Raw genomic sequence first — 16,411 nt, 5'->3', positions numbered from 1 at the left:
TCACCATACACAAATACATTGATCTTCCAAAAAAGGAGAGTGGAATCGATGGAAAAGTATGAAATCGAAGAGCTTAAACAATTATTATGGAAACTTGAAAACGAAATCAGAGAAACAACGGCTTCTCTTCATAACATTAACAAAAGCATTGATCAATACGACAAATATGAATATGTGAAAATTTCTTAAAGACTTGATAATCATCAAGTCTTTTTTTTATCCAAATACATACAAAAAAAGGATATATTATTATATAATTGTTAAATAGCGATGTCAGTGGACATTTGCTCATGTCTTTTTAGTAAAATAAAAGACGAAAGGGTGAGGTACAAGATCGAGTATGCTAAACTATCTAGAGAATACAAAAATCAAGCAGAATATGTCTGATTTTATTCAACATGCAGTCAGGCAGAATGATTTACAAAAGCTGCTTCTGAAATTTACAGATAGAAAAAAAGAATTTCCTCTTGGTCAATTGGCTTACCAGCATTATGAGGCATTTGGCGGACAAGACAAGCAAGCGATTTCAAAACTGGCAGCAGGGATTGAACTTCTCATTTTATCTGCCGATATATTAGATGATATTGAAGATCAGGACAATGATTCGTATCCTTGGATGAACGTCGACCAAGGAGTGGCCATCAATGCATCTACGTATTTGTATACGGTGAGTATCCAATTCATCACATCCATATGTGAAAATAATGCTCAACTAATAGAGAAATTGTTCCATTTCATCAAAATGTCAATGGAAGGGCAGCACGAGGATTTGCGTCATTTGCATGGAACAGAAGAAGAGTGTGTAGAGGTTTTAAGGAAAAAATCAGGATCTTTAACAGCTCTTTCTAGCGTACTGGGTGTTTATTTAGCGACAGGAAAAATAAACGCCACTGTGGAATCTTATTCGATATATTATGGTGTTGCTGAACAGATCAGTAACGATTTTTTTGCGTTATTTTCAAAATCAAACGGAGATTTTCAAAAAAAACAAACGCTAGCATTCAGTTATCTACAAAGACGTTTTAACGATGCCAGTCAAGAGCTTCTTTCCTTCTTTTCTAACCGGCTGGATGAGTCAGAGCAAAAGCCGTTTCAACTGAAGCAGAAATTACTTGAAGCTGGTTTGACACAGTACATGGTATCGATGAGAGAGATTATGCTGTTAAAAATGAAGCAAGGAATTGAACAACTTGATTTACCTAAAACGAAGAAGGAACAATTATATGCATTTATGACAAAGGAGGGCAATGGTTGAACATTCAAAATGTTATTGCATATTTAGTGAAAAATCCTGGTGTTGTGAATGAATTGGACTTAGGGAATGCAAGTTTAATTCACACAGATGAGCAAACCATGAAAGTAATCATTCAAGGCATTAAAAAAGGGCAAATGTCTGCAGATTATATATGGTACTATAAATGATACTATTCAAATGATTTAAAAGTTCTCCAGTTAAGGATGTTTTATACATGAAGATAACTTATACGAAACTATCTGCTTTTTTGGTTTTTCTGTCTTTTTTATTTGTGATCTATGTTTCATATATTTATGTATTTGATATTTTTAATGGAGCACGTGTAGCGGAGAACAAGAACGGTCAAGCAGAAGTTGTCAAAGTTGAATATCTTTCTTTAGCATACACATCAGGATTAGAAGAAGGAGATATTATACTTAAAATCAATGGGGAACCTGCTAACAACAAAGATCATTTGATCAATGGTGAGCTTAGGAATGTGCAAAGAATTGATATTCAAAGAGGCAACCAAATGATCACCCTAAAAAATAAGACATTGATTGGTCAAGAAAGTTTATTTGTCTATTTAATTCCTCTTATCCTGTATTCAATTTGTTTATTTTGTATCTTCTTTATCATTCGAATAAACAAAGAGGCCCAACGAAAATCAGCATTTCTATTAGTTTTATTTTTATTAACGATTTGTATCGGATATCTTAGTGCAGGTACTTCAGGTATTGGTGAGAGATTTAGCCATTATGTGATCGTATTTTGTTTATCAAGTGTATTTATCTTTTATATTCATTTCATTTATCAATATTTCAAAGAGTTTGACCTGCATATAACGACTCAAAAAACGATTCGCTTTTTATATAGTCTACCTATAATTAATCTAGTTATAGAGTTATTGGTTCCGATTGATTCGGAGATAGCCAGATACATGCCAAGTTTAAATCTTTTATTCTTTTTCGCTTCTATTATCATGTCATTCAAAGTGATTATCAATGGAATGCGGAAATATAAAGAGACAGAGCAGGGGTCTGTTTTAAAGTTTTTTGTCATGATAAATATCATAGCATTTTGTCCATTTATCTTTTTATTTGCAATTCCATATGTTTTGTTTCGTATTTATGTCGTAGATCCCTTTTTCTTAACTTCTTTTGTCTTGCTCATTCCTTTTTCACTTGTGTATCAATTCATGACGAATAAACTTTACAATATGGATTTTTTGATTAGTAGACTGAAATACTATGGATTTCTTGCCATTACACCGACCATTTTTGTTGTTGTCACGTTTTATATTCTGCAAAAACCAGAAGATTTGAAGTACACACTGAAGCTTTCATTAATTACCTATACACTCATGCTGGCTGTTTTCTATTTCAAAGAAATTCTAGATTTCCGTTTTCGGCTGAAGCGTTTTTCAGAGAAGCATAATTACCAGGACAGCGTGTTTAAATTCACGCAGCTTATTCGTGAGGCGTCCTCACTTCATCAAGTGCTGTATCATTTGAAATACACCATTTTAGAAGTGCTTGTTGTGAATAAAGCCTTTGTGCTTGAGGTGAAGGCTGACGGACAAATTATTGAAATTGATGAGTCAACAAATGATAGTAAGCTATGGAAAGAATACGTGGATCAATTTCAAGATATTTTAGGTGAAGTTGGTAAAATCATCGAGCTTGATAAAGGGTTTATGATGAAAATTGGCGAGCGGGGCGGTCACTCGTTTATGATTTGTTGCTTATCCAATATACAGACACCGAAATTGACACGTGATGAGATTTCTTGGTTGAAAACATTGGCATTTTACACCAGTGTCAGTTTAGAAAATGTCGTCAAGATCGAAGAGTTGATGGAGCATCTTGACGATTTGAAACAGCGCGAGGCCAATCCTGCCTGGCTGAAGAAAATCATGTTTGCTATGGAAGAAAAGCAGCGTTCAGATTTAGCGAGAGATCTTCATGATTCCGTGCTGCAGGACTTGATATCACTAAAAAGGCAGTCGGAAATGTTTTTAACGAATTTCCAAAATAACCAATGCCCGACATCTATTGAAAATTCGCTTATCTCATGGAATGATCAAATGTCCAAAGTGATTCAAACGACGAGAGAAACGTGTCATGAGCTTCGGCCTCAGCTGCTGTATGATTTAGGTTTAGTAAAGGCGATATCGAAGCTGACTTCTCAAATTCAGGAGGAAGCACCGTTTCATATTAGGCTGAATACGACACGCTTTGATAAAGAATTGGACATTGATATTGATTCACAGCTGAATATTTACCGAATTGTTCAGGAGTTGTTATCCAACGCCCTGAAGCACTCTAAAGCCACTCAAGTGTTAGTGATGCTGATTTGTATTAAAGATCAGGTTGTTCTTCACTATGAGGATGATGGAGTCGGTTTTGATGCAAGTCATCTTGATCAGCACACAATGAGCATGGGGCTTTCGGGAATTAGAGAACGAGTCAAAGCATTAAATGGAAAGCTTCAAATTCACACAGCCCCGGGGAAAGGGCTTAAGGTGAAAATTGAAATGGAATTGTAACCATTTATTAAGGATTAAGACTTGGCATCAGCCAAGTCTTTTATATAAAATGGAAGTGAGTGATTTAAAGGGAGGAAGACATGAAGAAGATATTGGTCATTGATGATCATCCGGCTGTCATGGAAGGGACAAAAAGCATATTAGAATCAGACCAGCAGCTATCAGTCGATTGTTTAAGTCCTGATGCAGAAGCCGCCTTTTTAAAGACGCATGACTTTTCCATCTATGATGTGATTTTAATGGATTTAAATCTCGGGGATATCAATGGAATGGACATAGCGAAACAAATTTTAGAAACCAACCATCAAGTGAAAATTATCATTTATACAGGGTATGAAGTAGATGATTATTTTGAAGAGGCTATTCGGGCTGGATTACACGGTGCAATTAGTAAAACAGAGACGAAAGACAAAATTATTGAATACATACACCGGACATTGCAAGGAGAAGTTGTCATTCAGCTGTCCTATTTAAAGAAATTGATTTCACAGCAGCAAGAAAAGCCAGAACAAGCGCAGCAGACTGACCACGATCTCTTAACGGAACGGGAGTGTTTGATCCTTAGAGAAGTGGAAAAAGGATACACGAACCAGGAGATTGCCGATGTGCTTCATTTGAGCAAACGGTCAATTGAGTACAGTTTGACATCCATCTTTAATAAGCTGAATGTTGGATCTCGTACAGAAGCGGTGTTAATTGCCAAGTCTGAAAGTGTGCTGTAAACGTGTGAAGGGAGAGGGCCTTAATGAATGTGAGCGGATCAAATACACTGCTTGAGGCACTAGGCATTGAGATTGTAGAGTGCAATGAATCACGATGCGTTGCAACAATGCCAGTCGATCACAGAACAAAACAGCCATTTGGACTACTGCATGGAGGAGCATCTGCTGCTCTAGCAGAAACAGTGGCGAGCATGGGGGCTGCGGCTCATTTAGACTTAACACAGCAAGTTTGCTCAGGTATTGAAATCAATGCCAATCATTTAAAATCTGTACGCGATGGAGTTGTGACAGCGACAGCTGTTCCTGTGCATATAGGACGGCGTACAATGGTATTTCAAATCGATATAAAAGATGATCGAGACCGGCACATCTGTACGTCCAGATGCACACTTGCTGTCATTGATCGCATATAAAAAAGCTCCCGGTGCAGCGGAAGCTTTTTTTATATGCACGTTGAGCGATAAAAAAAGAATGGCCCAACATATCAGGCCATTCTTTTTTCGCTTTTTATAAATAAGAATCTTCTTTTCGTTTAATTACAAAGTTACGGAAACCGCCATAATCATCTTGTACACTGCGTTTGTCGAGCTTAACACCAGTATTGTAGGCGGCTCTTCCGATTAAGTGTGCGCCGACTGGTGCTGTCAGGAAGATGAATACGATGCCGAGAAGGATTTTTGCAGAAATAACGCCTGCAAGAAACCATTCATGAAAAAACACACCTACTAAAATCAGAACAACGCCAAGTGTCGATGCTTTTGATGCAGCATGCATACGTGTGTAAACATCCGGCAGTCGAAGGACACCAATAGCTGAAATCAAACAGAGGATAGCGCCTAGCAGGATAAAGAAAATGACGATGGCTTTAGCGATGACGATCATTTTCAATCACTTCCCCTTTCTCAAGAAATTTGGAAAAAGCGACAGTACCGATAAAGGCAAGGATACCGAGCAGTAAAATAATCTCAAAGAATGCAGTGGTTTTCAGTAAAATTGAAACGATGGCTGTCATCCCAATTAAATTGATTCCTATCGCATCAAGCGCACTCACACGATCAGGAATAGAGGGACCTTTGATCACTCGTATCACAAAAAGCAAGGTAGACAGCGCAAGAATGCCAAGTGAAATTTGCAAAATGAGTTCCATTACTTACCGCTCACCTCCTGAATCGCTTTCTCAAATGAAACCCGGATATCGTGAATGGCTTTTTCAGCATCCTCAATATCCATCGCATGAATGTATAAAATGGAACGATCGTCGGAAATATCAATCACTAGTGTTCCTGGTGTCAATGTAATCATATTAGCCAGTATGGTGATTTCCCAATCTGTTTTCAAATCCGTACGAAAGGCGAAAATTCCGGGTTTAATCGTGAGCTTTGGAGATAATACGGTCTTTAATACACTTAAATTGGCAAGAAGCAGCTCGCGAATAAAAATGATGATCAGCTTGAAAATCGCATAAAGGGCATAGCCGTAAAAACGCTGCGGGAAAAATCGACGCAGCATGAAAATGGCGATCATCCCTAATGCAAAACCTGATACAAAGTCTGCGGCTCTGTATGTATCATTCATAAACATCCATGTAAAGGCGAGGAGTGCGTTTAGTAATATTTGAAAGGCCATGTTCATCTACTCCTTCAGCACAGCTTGAATATATTTTTCTGGTGTAGAGAGCATTTCCGCTGCTTGATTGATATAAGGGGCAATGAACTCTGTCCCTAACCCAATGGCAAGCGATAAAACGACAAGCAGTACGCCAGGGTACACCATTCCTTTAATTGACGGCTTTCTTCTTCGCATATCCTGTTCCTCGCCCCAAAATGCGGACATGAAAATCTTCATAATAGAGTAGAGGACAAGAAGACTGGACAGTAAGACCAGGATAGAAAACGTCATGTGTCCAGCAGAAAATCCACCTTCCACAATTTTTAGTTTTCCAACAAAGCCACTTAGCGGCGGAATTCCTGCAAGCGATAAAGCCGATATGAAAAACATCCATCCTAATAGAGGCTGGGATTGAATCAGTCCGCCCATTTTTTTCAGTTGATTTGTACCAGCATACACAAAGAGGGCACCTGCCAGCATAAATAAAGCCCCTTTGATCACCATGTCGTGAATGAGATAATAAATGGCCCCTTGGAGTGATGCAGGTGTGTTGGCTGCAAATCCAAACAAAATGACCCCAACAGCTGTGACAATGTTATAAATCACGATCTTCTGCACATCAGAATAGGCGATCGAGCCTATCACACCGAATATCACCGTCAGTGCGGCAAGCCACGCCATGAGTGTATGGGTGAAGCCTGTATCGTGTATAAAAATTAATGTAAAGACTCTTGCAATCGCATATAAGCCAACCTTTGTCAGCAAAGCCCCAAATAGAGCTGAAATCGCTGCTGGCGGCGCATGATACGATCCTGGCAGCCAGAAATAAAGCGGGAAGATCCCAGCTTTTAAGCCGAATACAATGAGGAACAGGATGGAAATAACAGTGATTAATCCTGTTTGCCCTGATTCAGCTATTTTCACACTTAAATCAGCCATATTGAGCGTACCCGTCACTGCATATAAACAGGCGACTCCGACAATAAATAATGCCGACGAAATGATATTAAACACAATATATTTGAGTGATTCACGAAGCTGAGGCTTTGATCCGCCTAATACAATAAGCATATAAGATGCCATCAGCAGTAATTCAAAGAATACAAACAGGTTGAAAATATCTCCCGTTAAAAAGGCTCCGCTCACGCCAGCTAACAAAAACTGTACGCCAGAATAATAGAAGAGCCGCTCTCTTTCTTTCCCAATCGTTTGAAAGGAGAAGAGGACTGTCACAAGCCCGACAACGGAAGCGGTCAGCACAAGGAGTGCAGCAAATTGATCGGCCACAAGGGCAATCCCAAATGGCGCTTTCCAGCCGCCCAAATAAAGGGTTTGTATCCCATTTGTGAAAATCGTTTGAACCAAATATGCATTACATATAATGGCTGAAAGAGATGCCAAGACACTAAAGACTCTTGACAGCATGATGTTTTTATTCATAAAGATCAATAGTGTAGCAGCTAGTAATGGAATTAATATAGGCAGGATCACGAGATTATTCATGCTGATCATTTCCTCTCATTTGATCCATGTCATCTGTTCGCAGCTCTTGGAAGGCACGGAAGGCCATGACAAGTAATAAGGATGTCACACCAAAAGCAATGACAATGGCTGTTAAAATTAATGCTTGTGGCAATGGATCCACATAGGATGTGAGCCCCTCTTTTAGAACGGGAGGCGCTCCTTTTTTTAAACCGCCCATTGTTAAAAGAAGCAAGTGGACGCCGTGACTCAAAACAGCAGTACCGACGATGACCCGCAGAAGGCTCTTTGACAGCATCAAATAGGTCGCCGCCATAAAAATAATTCCGACGATAATAGACATTAGAAATTCCATTATTCCTTCTCTCCAATCATTTGAATAATGGTCATGGTGACACCGACAACAACCAAATACACACCGATATCAAACAGGACAGCTGTCGCCAGTTCTGTTTTCCCTAAAAACGGTAATTGGAAATAATCAAATGCATGGGATAGAAAAGGTGCACCGAATAGAAAGGATCCCATACCTGTCAGGATCGCAACGAGCAAACCGGCTCCAGTTACATAAATAAAGTCAAATGGCAAAATGCGTCTTACTGTCTTCAGATCATAGGCTAAAAGCAGAAGAACGACAGCCGCAGCACTCATCAGGCCGCCAATGAATCCGCCGCCAGGATTGTTATGTCCCGCAAGAAATAGGTGAAGGGAGAAAAGCAAGATGATGAATGCTGTGATTTTTGTTGTGACTTGCAAAAGCATATCATTCGTATCAATCTTTCTCATCGCCGCACACCTCTCTTCCGTTTTGCCTGCGTTTTTAATAACCCATAAATACCAAGTGCCGCAATGGCGAGCACGGTAATTTCAAAAAGGGTATCAAAGCCCCTGAAATCTACTAGAATGACATTGACAATATTGTCACCGCCAGCAAGTTTGTAGCTGTTTTCAATAAAGTAAGTTGAGATGGTGTCAAGTGACTGCTGACTTGTGGAAGCGAAAGCTAGACAAGTGACAACAACCCCAACGCCTAATGAAATGATGAAATTGGTCATTTTGAATCTTCTTGTTTTTTGCTTTAAGCTCAGCTTCGGCAAATGATAGAAGCAAAGCAAAAACAGTGCGACAGAAATCGTTTCAATAATCAGCTGCGTCAGCGCAAGGTCAGGTGCTCTGAAAATCACGAAGAATAATGACAGCGTGTAGCCCATGACACCTAGTGCAATAATAGCTGTTAATCGTGAACTTGCGAATACTGTGGCAATCGTCGCCGCCACCATCACAAGTGAAAGAATCACCTCATACGTGCCAATTGAGGCAGCCTGATCAGTTTGAAATGAAAAGGCCTGCTGATAAAACATCACGCCGCCAATAACGATAATCATGAACCCAAACACATAGACAAGATAGTCACGAAGAAAACCAGTCATATAACTGTTTGTCAGGCGGTATGAACCTTTTTCTAAACCGATAAGAGAGCGGTCGTATAAAGCGTTAAATGACCACTTTTCCTTAAAGATGTTGTACATTGGACGCCATTTTGCAAGCGTCAAGTAGCCGATTGTGCCGAGTACAACAACACCTATTGTCATATAGAGTTCTGGCTGGAAGCCATGCCATGCTTCAATTTTCACAGAAAAACGGCTTCCTGTTTCAATCGCTTCAGGAATGATCGCCGCAATTGCAGGTTCAATGACAGAATAGGCAAGAATATTAGGGAAAAAGAAGAAGGTGACCACAAGTGCAGCTAGAATGATGGGCGGAATGAGCATGCCGATCGGTGCTTCATGCGGTTTTTTCTCCAATTGGTCTATATTCAGACGGCCTCTAAACGTTTTAAAGAGGAGCATCATACTATAAATGAACGTAAAGACACTAGCGAGCCAAGCGAGTGCTGGGAAGATGGCACCCCATGTTGAAACGTCCGTAAAGCTGATATCAGAAATCCGTATCATACTTGTGAAAAATAGCTCTTTACTTAAGAAACCGTTAAATGGCGGTAATCCGGCCATTGAAAATGTACCGATTAACGTAATTGTGAAGGTAATCGGCATGATCGTCATTAATCCGCCTAATTTGCGAATGTCACGAGTTCCTGTTTCATGATCGATAATACCAGCTGCCATAAAGAGACTGCCTTTAAACGTAGCATGGTTAATGAGGTGAAAAATAGCTGCAAGAACGGCTGCGCCAAAAAAGGCAGGATTGTTTTCATGAATCGCAGCTGCGCCGACGCCAAGCATGAGCATAATCATGCCGAGCTGGCTCACTGTCGAATAGGCCAGAATGGCTTTCAAATCGTTTTGCCGGACGGCGTGGAATGATCCCCAGAATAATGTGACAAGTCCCACGATGGAAATGGTCCAGAACCATACCTCTGATATAGCAAAGATTGGACTGAAGCGGGCAACAAGATAAATACCGGCTTTCACCATCGTAGCAGAATGCAGATAACTGCTCACAGGGGTCGGTGCTTCCATTGCATCAGGCAGCCAGATATAGAATGGGAACTGCGCTGATTTTGTAAAGGCACCTAGTAAGATTAGGATCATGGCAGGGATAAAGTAAGGTGATGCCATAATGAGCTGAAGTTGATTGACTGCTTCACGAATACTGAATGAATCAGTAATCAGGTAAATGAGGATGAAGCCACCAAGCATAGCTAATCCGCCAAAAACAGTAATAAGCAGTGATTTCGTTGCTCCATATCTAGAGCGCTCCCGCTTATACCAATACCCAATTAAGAGGAAGGAAGAGATACTCGTTAACTCCCAAAACAAGTATAAAACCACCATGTTGTCAGAAAGAACGACACCCAGCATCGCGGTCATAAACATGAGCAAATACGTGTAGAAAGAGCCAAGCTGTTCTTTTTCCTTTGATAAGTAGAAAATACTGTACAGCACCACTAGTGAGCCGATACCTGTAATTAATAAAGCAAATAACAGGCTGAGACCATCGACATACACAGTGAAATTCATCCCTAAAGATGGAATCCATTCAGCCTGTGAGAAAAGCGTTCGTCCATTCGAAGTGATGTGTAACATTTGGATGAAATAGGTAAATAAAAGAATCGGCAAGATGAGAACAAACCATCCTGTATGTATACGCTTCACATATTTGTAAAGGAAAGGTACAACAAAAGCGAGTAAAAAAGGTGATAGGATGGCGAAGTGAATAAGCTGCAAGAAAATGAACCTCCTTTGATCAATATAAATTCACGTTCTAAAGAACTGGTAATTAAAATTATAGCGTAAATACAGCCATAGTGCATTGGTTTGAAACGATTTCAAGCAAACTGTATTTGTTTTAGGTTCTTTTGACCACAAAAACAATTTTATCAAAAATGATACTCATTGTATATTGTTTTGTTTTTCGTACATGCTTTTCTTAAAGGAGCTGATCAAATGAAACGAAAGATCGTCATCAGCTTAAGCCTATTCTGCACGATTTTAGGAGGAGCATTCTTGATTGACCGAAATGATCAAAAAAGGTGGCAGGCCGGGAGTGAATGGCCGCTGTTTTCTGAGCATCTTCTTCACATGAGCTATCAAGAAACCAAGCTGTATCCTTTTCAGCCCAGGGAATATTTACGAATTGTATTAGCTGATGAATAAGATCCTATAGGAGAAAAGAAATATAAAAAAAGCATGGGCCCATGTGAGAGCCCATGCTTTTTATGTGTGGTAGTTTAACTAAACACTCTGAGTAAGATCGTTGCACAGATAACAGTTGCTGCTCCGCCAAGTCGTGTAGATACTTGTGCGAAAGGCATAAGACCCATTCTTCCAGAAGCTGAAAGAATCGCAACGTCGCCAGTACCGCCAAGTCCGCTGTGACAGCCAGTGACAATAGCAGATTCTACTGGATACATGTTCATTAGTTTTCCAACGAAGTAACCAGAACCAACCATTGCGAGTACAACAGCGATACATACGCATACGAATGGAATGGAGATGACAGTTGCTACATCATCAAGTGGAATGTATAGAATACCAAGACCAACCATCAGCGGCCATGTAAAGCTTTTTGATACAAACTTGTAGAACTGTTGTGAGCCGTTTTGAAGATGTTGAGGCATCACGTTTAAGTATTTGATTAAAGCGGCAAGAACAATCATTAAGATTGGACCTGGAATATGAACAAAGCTTTCTAACAAACCACCAAAGATGAAGGTTGTACAAGCAACAAGTACACCAGCACCCATTAACCCGAAATCAACTTTTGCATCCAAATCTGGCTGCTCGAAAATTTCGTTTGCTTCTTTAGATTTCACAAGACGGCCATTTCCGTTTAGTTCAGGACGTTTTTCACCAAGCTTCTTCAATGCGCCAGCACAGATAATGGCAATGACGTTCCCAATGACAGCCGCAGGAATTAATTGAGAAATTAATGACTCTGCTGATACATCAAGAATTTGTGAATAAGCGATAGATAATGGCAAAATCCCTTCTCCAACACCACCGGCAATAATCGGTACAATAATAAAGAAGAATGAATGATGCGGTGTGTAACCAACTAAAAGGCCAACAAGGATACCAGCACTCACAGCTGCAATTGTACCTGCAACGAGAGGAACAAACATACGAATAAGGCCTTGTACTAAAACAGTTCGCTGCATCCCAAGAATACTACCTACTACAAGAGCAGAGATATAGAAGTAAAGGAAGTTCGACGTTTTCATCAGAGACGTAACCGCTTCCAATGAGTTCGGATTCAGAACATTAAAAAAGACCAGGAACGATGGTACGAATAAAGAAAGAATCGCCGGTCCACCAATATCTTTTAAGATTGGAATACGTTGTCCTACATCTCCAAGGAAAATCCCCAAAATCATAATAACAGCGAAACCACCAAGCATATTTGCTGGAATTTTATTAAAATAAGCGGCAGTTAAAATAATCGCTGCAAGTACTAAATACACAGGTAGATCAATAACACCAATTTTCCAAGACATGATCTTACGGAAAACGCTTTTATTATTGTCAGAATCGTCTGTAATCGATTTCAATTGTTGTGCATTAGCCACATAAACACCCCCAAATGCTATTTGTCTCAATTGTAGAAGATTCTGTGACACTCATCTATTTATTAAACTAAAATAAGTGTAATAAAAGTAAAATAAACAGGAGTTTTTGAGTTTTTTATCATACAAAAATCCCCTGAAGGTAGTTTGTCCTTCAGGGGATTGATCATACATCGTATTTATCGTTTTCCTTTTAGATAAGGCGTACCAAGTGCTTTCGGTGCATCGGCACGTCCGATGAAGCCAGTAAGTGCTAAAATGGTGAGCACATATGGTGCTATGAGCATATACACATTCGGTATATCTTGGAACAGCGGCAGGAGAGAGCCAATGATGCTTAAACTTTGAGCAAATCCAAAGAATAAAGCAGCGCCCATTGCGCCAAATGGATGCCATTTACCGAATACAAGCGCAGCTAGTGCGATGAAGCCTTGTCCAGTAATGGTGGCATGTGAGAAATCAAGCGCGATCGTTGAGGCATAAACAGCTCCGCCAAGACCGCCAAACAGTCCACTAATGAAAACAGCGATGTAACGCATCCGGTACACTTTGATACCCATTGTATCAGCTGCCATTGGATGCTCTCCGACTGCACGAAGACGAAGACCAAACGGCATTTTAAATAAAACAAACCAAGCAACAACCGCAAGAGCTAAGGCGAGTATAGACGTATAATAAACATCTTTAAAGAAAATATCACCAATGATCGGAATGTCACTTAAAAGGGGAATATCTCCTTTATAGAAAGGCTCTGTAATTTTATCAGTTTGTGCTTTCCCATAAATCAGTTTGACGACAAACAATGTTGCGCCAAGTGCCAGCATGTTAATCGCCACACCACTGACCGTTTGATCAGCTCGAAAGGTAATGGTCGCCACTGCATGAATCAGTGAGAACAATCCGCCAACGGCCATTCCGACGAGAAGCCCAAGCCACGGGGTCAAGGCTCCAAACGTATCAGCAAAAAATAAGTTAAAGATAATACTGGAAAATGCTCCGACGACCATCAACCCTTCAAGACCGATATTGACAACACCTGATCTTTCTGAAAAGACGCCTCCAAGAGCGGTTAAAATAAGTGGTGCAGCATAAACAAGTGTAGCTGGGACGATGATTTCAAGTATTTGCAGAAATCCCACTTATTTTCCCCCCTTTTTCTTCATTTGTTGAATCACAAGACGGATAATATAGCTTGAGGCGACGAAAAGAATGATGATCGCAATGACAATATCAACAACCTCAGTCGGTACGCCTGATTCAAGCGGCATATTTAATGCACCGACCTTCAATCCACCAAGCAATAATGCAGCAAGGACAACACCAACAGCCGTATTTCCACCTAATAAAGCGACGGCAATTCCATCAAAACCTACGCCTGTAAACGAGCCTTTAATAGAGGCATATTCAAATGTACCAAGACCTTCCATAGCGCCTGCAAGACCTGCAAAAGCACCTGAAATAAGCATCGCATAAATGATATTGCGGCGAACGTTCATACCAGCATAATGTGATGCCTGCTGGTTCATTCCAACTGCTCGTAATTCAAACCCTTTAGACGTTTTTTGAATAATGATCCACATCACGACGGCAGCAATAATGGCAACAAAAATACCGTTATGCATTCGGGAAAAATCAGTGATCTGCTCAAAAAATCCAGAGCGGAGCGAGGCAGTGGCATCGATTTTATCTGTTTTATCTTTATTATCTGTTAAGACATTTGAGATTAAATAGTTTGTGACATGAAGGGCAATGTAGTTCATCATGATAGTAACGATGACCTCATGCACATAAAAACGAGCTTTTAAAAAACCAGGAATAAAGCCCCATAAAGCACCTGCAGCAGCTGCGGTGATGAGTGCAAGCGGCAGATGAATATACATAGGTGCATGGACAGTTGTTCCAATCCATACAGCAGCTACCCAGCCAACAAGCATTTGACCTTCTACACCGATATTAAACAGGCCTGTCCGAAATGCAAAGGCAACAGCAAGACCTGATAATATATAAGGTGTCACTTGCCTGATGGTTTCTCCCATATAATAAGTTTCACCGAAAACGCCATTCCAAAGGGCGCTATAGCCTTCGATGACACTATAACCGCTTGCCAGCATAATAATGGCCCCAACCAAAAGACCAAGTACAATGGCTATAAGCGGAATCAGCAGATTTGTTAAGCGATTAGACATTTGCTTCTTTCCCCACTTCCTGTTGCGTACTTCCAGCCATTAATAGACCAAGCTCTTGCTCTGTTGTTTCTTTTGGATCAACAATGGCGACAATGCTGCCTTCGAAAATAACAGCGATCTTATCACTGACATTGATAATTTCATCAAGCTCAAAGGAGATGAGCAAAACAGCTTTGCCTGCGTCTCTTTGCTCGATGAGACGTTTATGAACAAATTCAATCGCACCAACATCAAGTCCTCGTGTCGGCTGAGCGGCAATTAATAAATCAGGATTGCGGTCAACTTCACGGCCGATAATGGCTTTTTGCTGGTTACCGCCTGACAGAGCGCGCGCTTCTGTATATTCACTCGGTGTTCTGACGTCATATTCCGCAATGATTCGTTTTGCTTTTTGATAAATATTTTTCATATTCAATAAGCCGAATTTTGAATAAGGACGCTGATAATAAGTTTGTAAAGAAATGTTTTCTCCAATTGAAAAATCGAGTACAAGTCCATGTTTATGACGATCCTGAGGAATATGTCCAATCCCAGATTCGGTCACTTTACGAGGCGGGAGATTTTGAATGGCTTTCCCATTTAGCATGATTGTGCCAGATTCTGATTTTTTTAGACCGGTAATGGCTTCAATTAATTCAGACTGGCCATTGCCATCTACCCCAGCAATTCCGACAATTTCGCCAGCCTTCACTGAGAGGTTCAACTGTTTGACCGCTTCAATTCCTCTGGCGTCTTTTACTGTGAGGTCTTGAATTTGAAGAACCTCCTCAGCAGGAGAAGCAGCTTTTTTGTCTGTTTTAAATGATACTTCACGGCCAACCATGAGGCTTGCAAGTTCGTCTTTATTTGTGCTTTCCACATCAAGTGTACGAATGCCTTGGCCTTTTCGGATAATGGTCACGCGATGACAGGCATCCATAATTTCTTTCAGCTTATGGGTGATTAAAATAATGGATTTGCCTTCATTGATTAAGTTTTTCATAATTTGTATGAGTTCTTTGATTTCTTGAGGTGTTAAAACGGCCGTTGGTTCGTCGAAGATCAAAATGTCAGCGCCGCGGTAAAGTGTTTTTAAGATTTCTGCACGCTGCTGCATGCCGACAGAGATGTCAGATACTTTTGCGGCAGGATCTATTTTCAAACCATAGCGGTCAGAAAGCTCTTGTACTTGCTGTATGGCTTGTTCTTTGTCAATCTTTCCAAACTTCTTGGGCTCTTTACCTAAAATGATGTTTTCAGCGACAGTGAAGGTATCGACAAGCATAAAGTGCTGATGCACCATTCCGATGCCTAAATCACTAGCATCATTTGGACTAGAGATGGTCACAGGTTTTCCGTGTACCTTGATTTCACCTTTTTCAGGCTGGTACAGTCCGAAAAGCACGTTCATGAGCGTTGATTTTCCAGCGCCGTTTTCACCAAGCAGCGCATGAATTTCGCCCTTTTTTAGCTGCAGCGTAATGTTGTCGTTTGCTACAATGCCAGGGAATTCTTTGCGTATATTCAACATTTCAATGACATAATCCACAGGTTTAACCGCTCCTTTTTTAGGGTGCTGATGAAGATAAAAACTAGCAAAAGAAAAGCTGCAAAACGAGGCTGCAG

The 16,411-nt window shown here is 40.3% G+C and carries 18 protein-coding genes; 7 read left to right on the top strand and 11 right to left on the bottom strand.

The window, feature by feature from the left end; all coding sequences use genetic code 11:
* Positions 1–48: 48 nt before the first annotated feature.
* The 6 genes from degQ to MHI08_RS14540 all read left to right on the top strand — a co-directional run bounded on the left by degQ (position 49) and on the right by MHI08_RS14540 (position 4,917).
* A complete protein-coding gene (gene degQ / locus MHI08_RS14565) occupies positions 49–189 on the top strand; it encodes a degradation enzyme regulation protein DegQ (RefSeq protein ID WP_003213123.1) in 141 nt (46 codons plus the stop codon).
* A gap of 151 nt (positions 190–340) precedes the next feature.
* Entirely contained in the window at positions 341–1,255 is a 915-nt protein-coding gene (locus MHI08_RS14560; protein ID WP_269773583.1) for a polyprenyl synthetase family protein, read from the top strand.
* On the top strand, positions 1,252–1,422 hold the full coding sequence (gene comX, locus MHI08_RS14555) for a competence pheromone ComX (RefSeq protein WP_181286101.1): 171 nt from the start codon (positions 1,252–1,254) through the stop codon (positions 1,420–1,422). The genes MHI08_RS14560 and comX overlap by 4 nt, the downstream gene beginning before the upstream one ends.
* 47 nt (positions 1,423–1,469) lie before the next feature.
* Complete coding sequence (locus tag MHI08_RS14550; RefSeq protein ID WP_107163122.1) at positions 1,470–3,782, top strand: ATP-binding protein; 2,313 nt, start codon at positions 1,470–1,472, stop codon at positions 3,780–3,782.
* An 80-nt stretch (positions 3,783–3,862) separates the two neighbouring features.
* Positions 3,863–4,504: a response regulator transcription factor gene (locus tag MHI08_RS14545; protein ID WP_024423322.1), complete on the top strand. Its 642-nt coding sequence runs from the start codon at positions 3,863–3,865 to the stop codon at positions 4,502–4,504.
* A gap of 23 nt (positions 4,505–4,527) precedes the next feature.
* Positions 4,528–4,917, top strand: a complete 390-nt coding sequence (locus MHI08_RS14540) for a hotdog fold thioesterase (RefSeq protein WP_047203310.1) — start codon at positions 4,528–4,530, stop codon at positions 4,915–4,917.
* A 94-nt stretch (positions 4,918–5,011) separates the two neighbouring features.
* On the opposite strand, the gene mnhG is transcribed toward MHI08_RS14540, so the two are convergent.
* Genes mnhG through MHI08_RS14505 form a run of 7 tightly spaced genes read right to left on the bottom strand, consistent with a single transcriptional unit; the run spans position 5,012 to position 10,782 of the window.
* Positions 5,012–5,386, bottom strand: a complete 375-nt coding sequence (gene mnhG, locus MHI08_RS14535; RefSeq protein ID WP_024423320.1) for a monovalent cation/H(+) antiporter subunit G — start codon at positions 5,384–5,386, stop codon at positions 5,012–5,014.
* Complete coding sequence (locus tag MHI08_RS14530) at positions 5,370–5,651, bottom strand: Na(+)/H(+) antiporter subunit F1 (protein WP_039181117.1); 282 nt, start codon at positions 5,649–5,651, stop codon at positions 5,370–5,372. Before MHI08_RS14530 ends, mnhG begins: the two co-directional genes overlap by 17 nt.
* Positions 5,651–6,130 carry a Na+/H+ antiporter subunit E gene (locus MHI08_RS14525; RefSeq protein ID WP_024425941.1) on the bottom strand — a complete coding sequence of 160 codons (480 nt, stop codon included), beginning with the start codon at positions 6,128–6,130 and terminating at the stop codon, positions 5,651–5,653. The genes MHI08_RS14530 and MHI08_RS14525 overlap by 1 nt, the downstream gene beginning before the upstream one ends.
* Before the next feature lie 6 nt (positions 6,131–6,136).
* Complete coding sequence (locus MHI08_RS14520) at positions 6,137–7,615, bottom strand: Na+/H+ antiporter subunit D (protein ID WP_024425940.1); 1,479 nt, start codon at positions 7,613–7,615, stop codon at positions 6,137–6,139.
* Entirely contained in the window at positions 7,608–7,949 is a 342-nt protein-coding gene (locus MHI08_RS14515; protein ID WP_024423316.1) for a Na(+)/H(+) antiporter subunit C, read from the bottom strand. The genes MHI08_RS14520 and MHI08_RS14515 overlap by 8 nt, the downstream gene beginning before the upstream one ends.
* Positions 7,949–8,380 carry a Na(+)/H(+) antiporter subunit B gene (locus tag MHI08_RS14510; protein WP_024423315.1) on the bottom strand — a complete coding sequence of 144 codons (432 nt, stop codon included), beginning with the start codon at positions 8,378–8,380 and terminating at the stop codon, positions 7,949–7,951. Before MHI08_RS14510 ends, MHI08_RS14515 begins: the two co-directional genes overlap by 1 nt.
* Entirely contained in the window at positions 8,377–10,782 is a 2,406-nt protein-coding gene (locus MHI08_RS14505) for a Na+/H+ antiporter subunit A (RefSeq protein WP_327830995.1), read from the bottom strand. The genes MHI08_RS14510 and MHI08_RS14505 overlap by 4 nt, the downstream gene beginning before the upstream one ends.
* Before the next feature lie 219 nt (positions 10,783–11,001).
* Between MHI08_RS14505 and MHI08_RS14500 the strand changes: the two genes are divergently transcribed.
* Entirely contained in the window at positions 11,002–11,211 is a 210-nt protein-coding gene (locus tag MHI08_RS14500; RefSeq protein ID WP_024425938.1) for a hypothetical protein, read from the top strand.
* 74 nt (positions 11,212–11,285) lie between these two features.
* Here MHI08_RS14500 and MHI08_RS14495 read toward each other — a convergent pair whose 3' ends face one another.
* From MHI08_RS14495 to MHI08_RS14480, 4 genes are all read right to left on the bottom strand, one after another.
* On the bottom strand, positions 11,286–12,623 hold the full coding sequence (locus MHI08_RS14495) for a 2-hydroxycarboxylate transporter family protein (RefSeq protein ID WP_024423312.1): 1,338 nt from the start codon (positions 12,621–12,623) through the stop codon (positions 11,286–11,288).
* Between the two features lie 176 nt (positions 12,624–12,799).
* Positions 12,800–13,759, bottom strand: a complete 960-nt coding sequence (locus MHI08_RS14490; protein ID WP_024423311.1) for an ABC transporter permease — start codon at positions 13,757–13,759, stop codon at positions 12,800–12,802.
* Positions 13,760–14,806, bottom strand: coding sequence for an ABC transporter permease (locus MHI08_RS14485; protein WP_024423310.1), 1,047 nt, complete (start codon positions 14,804–14,806; stop codon positions 13,760–13,762).
* The gene (locus MHI08_RS14480) at positions 14,799–16,334 is read right to left on the bottom strand and encodes an ABC transporter ATP-binding protein (RefSeq protein ID WP_075621899.1); all 1,536 of its coding nucleotides are present in this window, start codon (positions 16,332–16,334) and stop codon (positions 14,799–14,801) included. Before MHI08_RS14480 ends, MHI08_RS14485 begins: the two co-directional genes overlap by 8 nt.
* Between the last annotated feature and the right edge of the window lie 77 nt (positions 16,335–16,411).

The sequence above is a fragment of the Bacillus sp. FSL M7-0791 genome (assembly GCF_038627085.1).
Lineage (GTDB): Bacteria > Bacillota > Bacilli > Bacillales > Bacillaceae > Bacillus > Bacillus safensis.
Note: the sequence above shows the minus strand (reverse complement) of the source record. Positions and strands in the feature narration are given on the sequence as shown.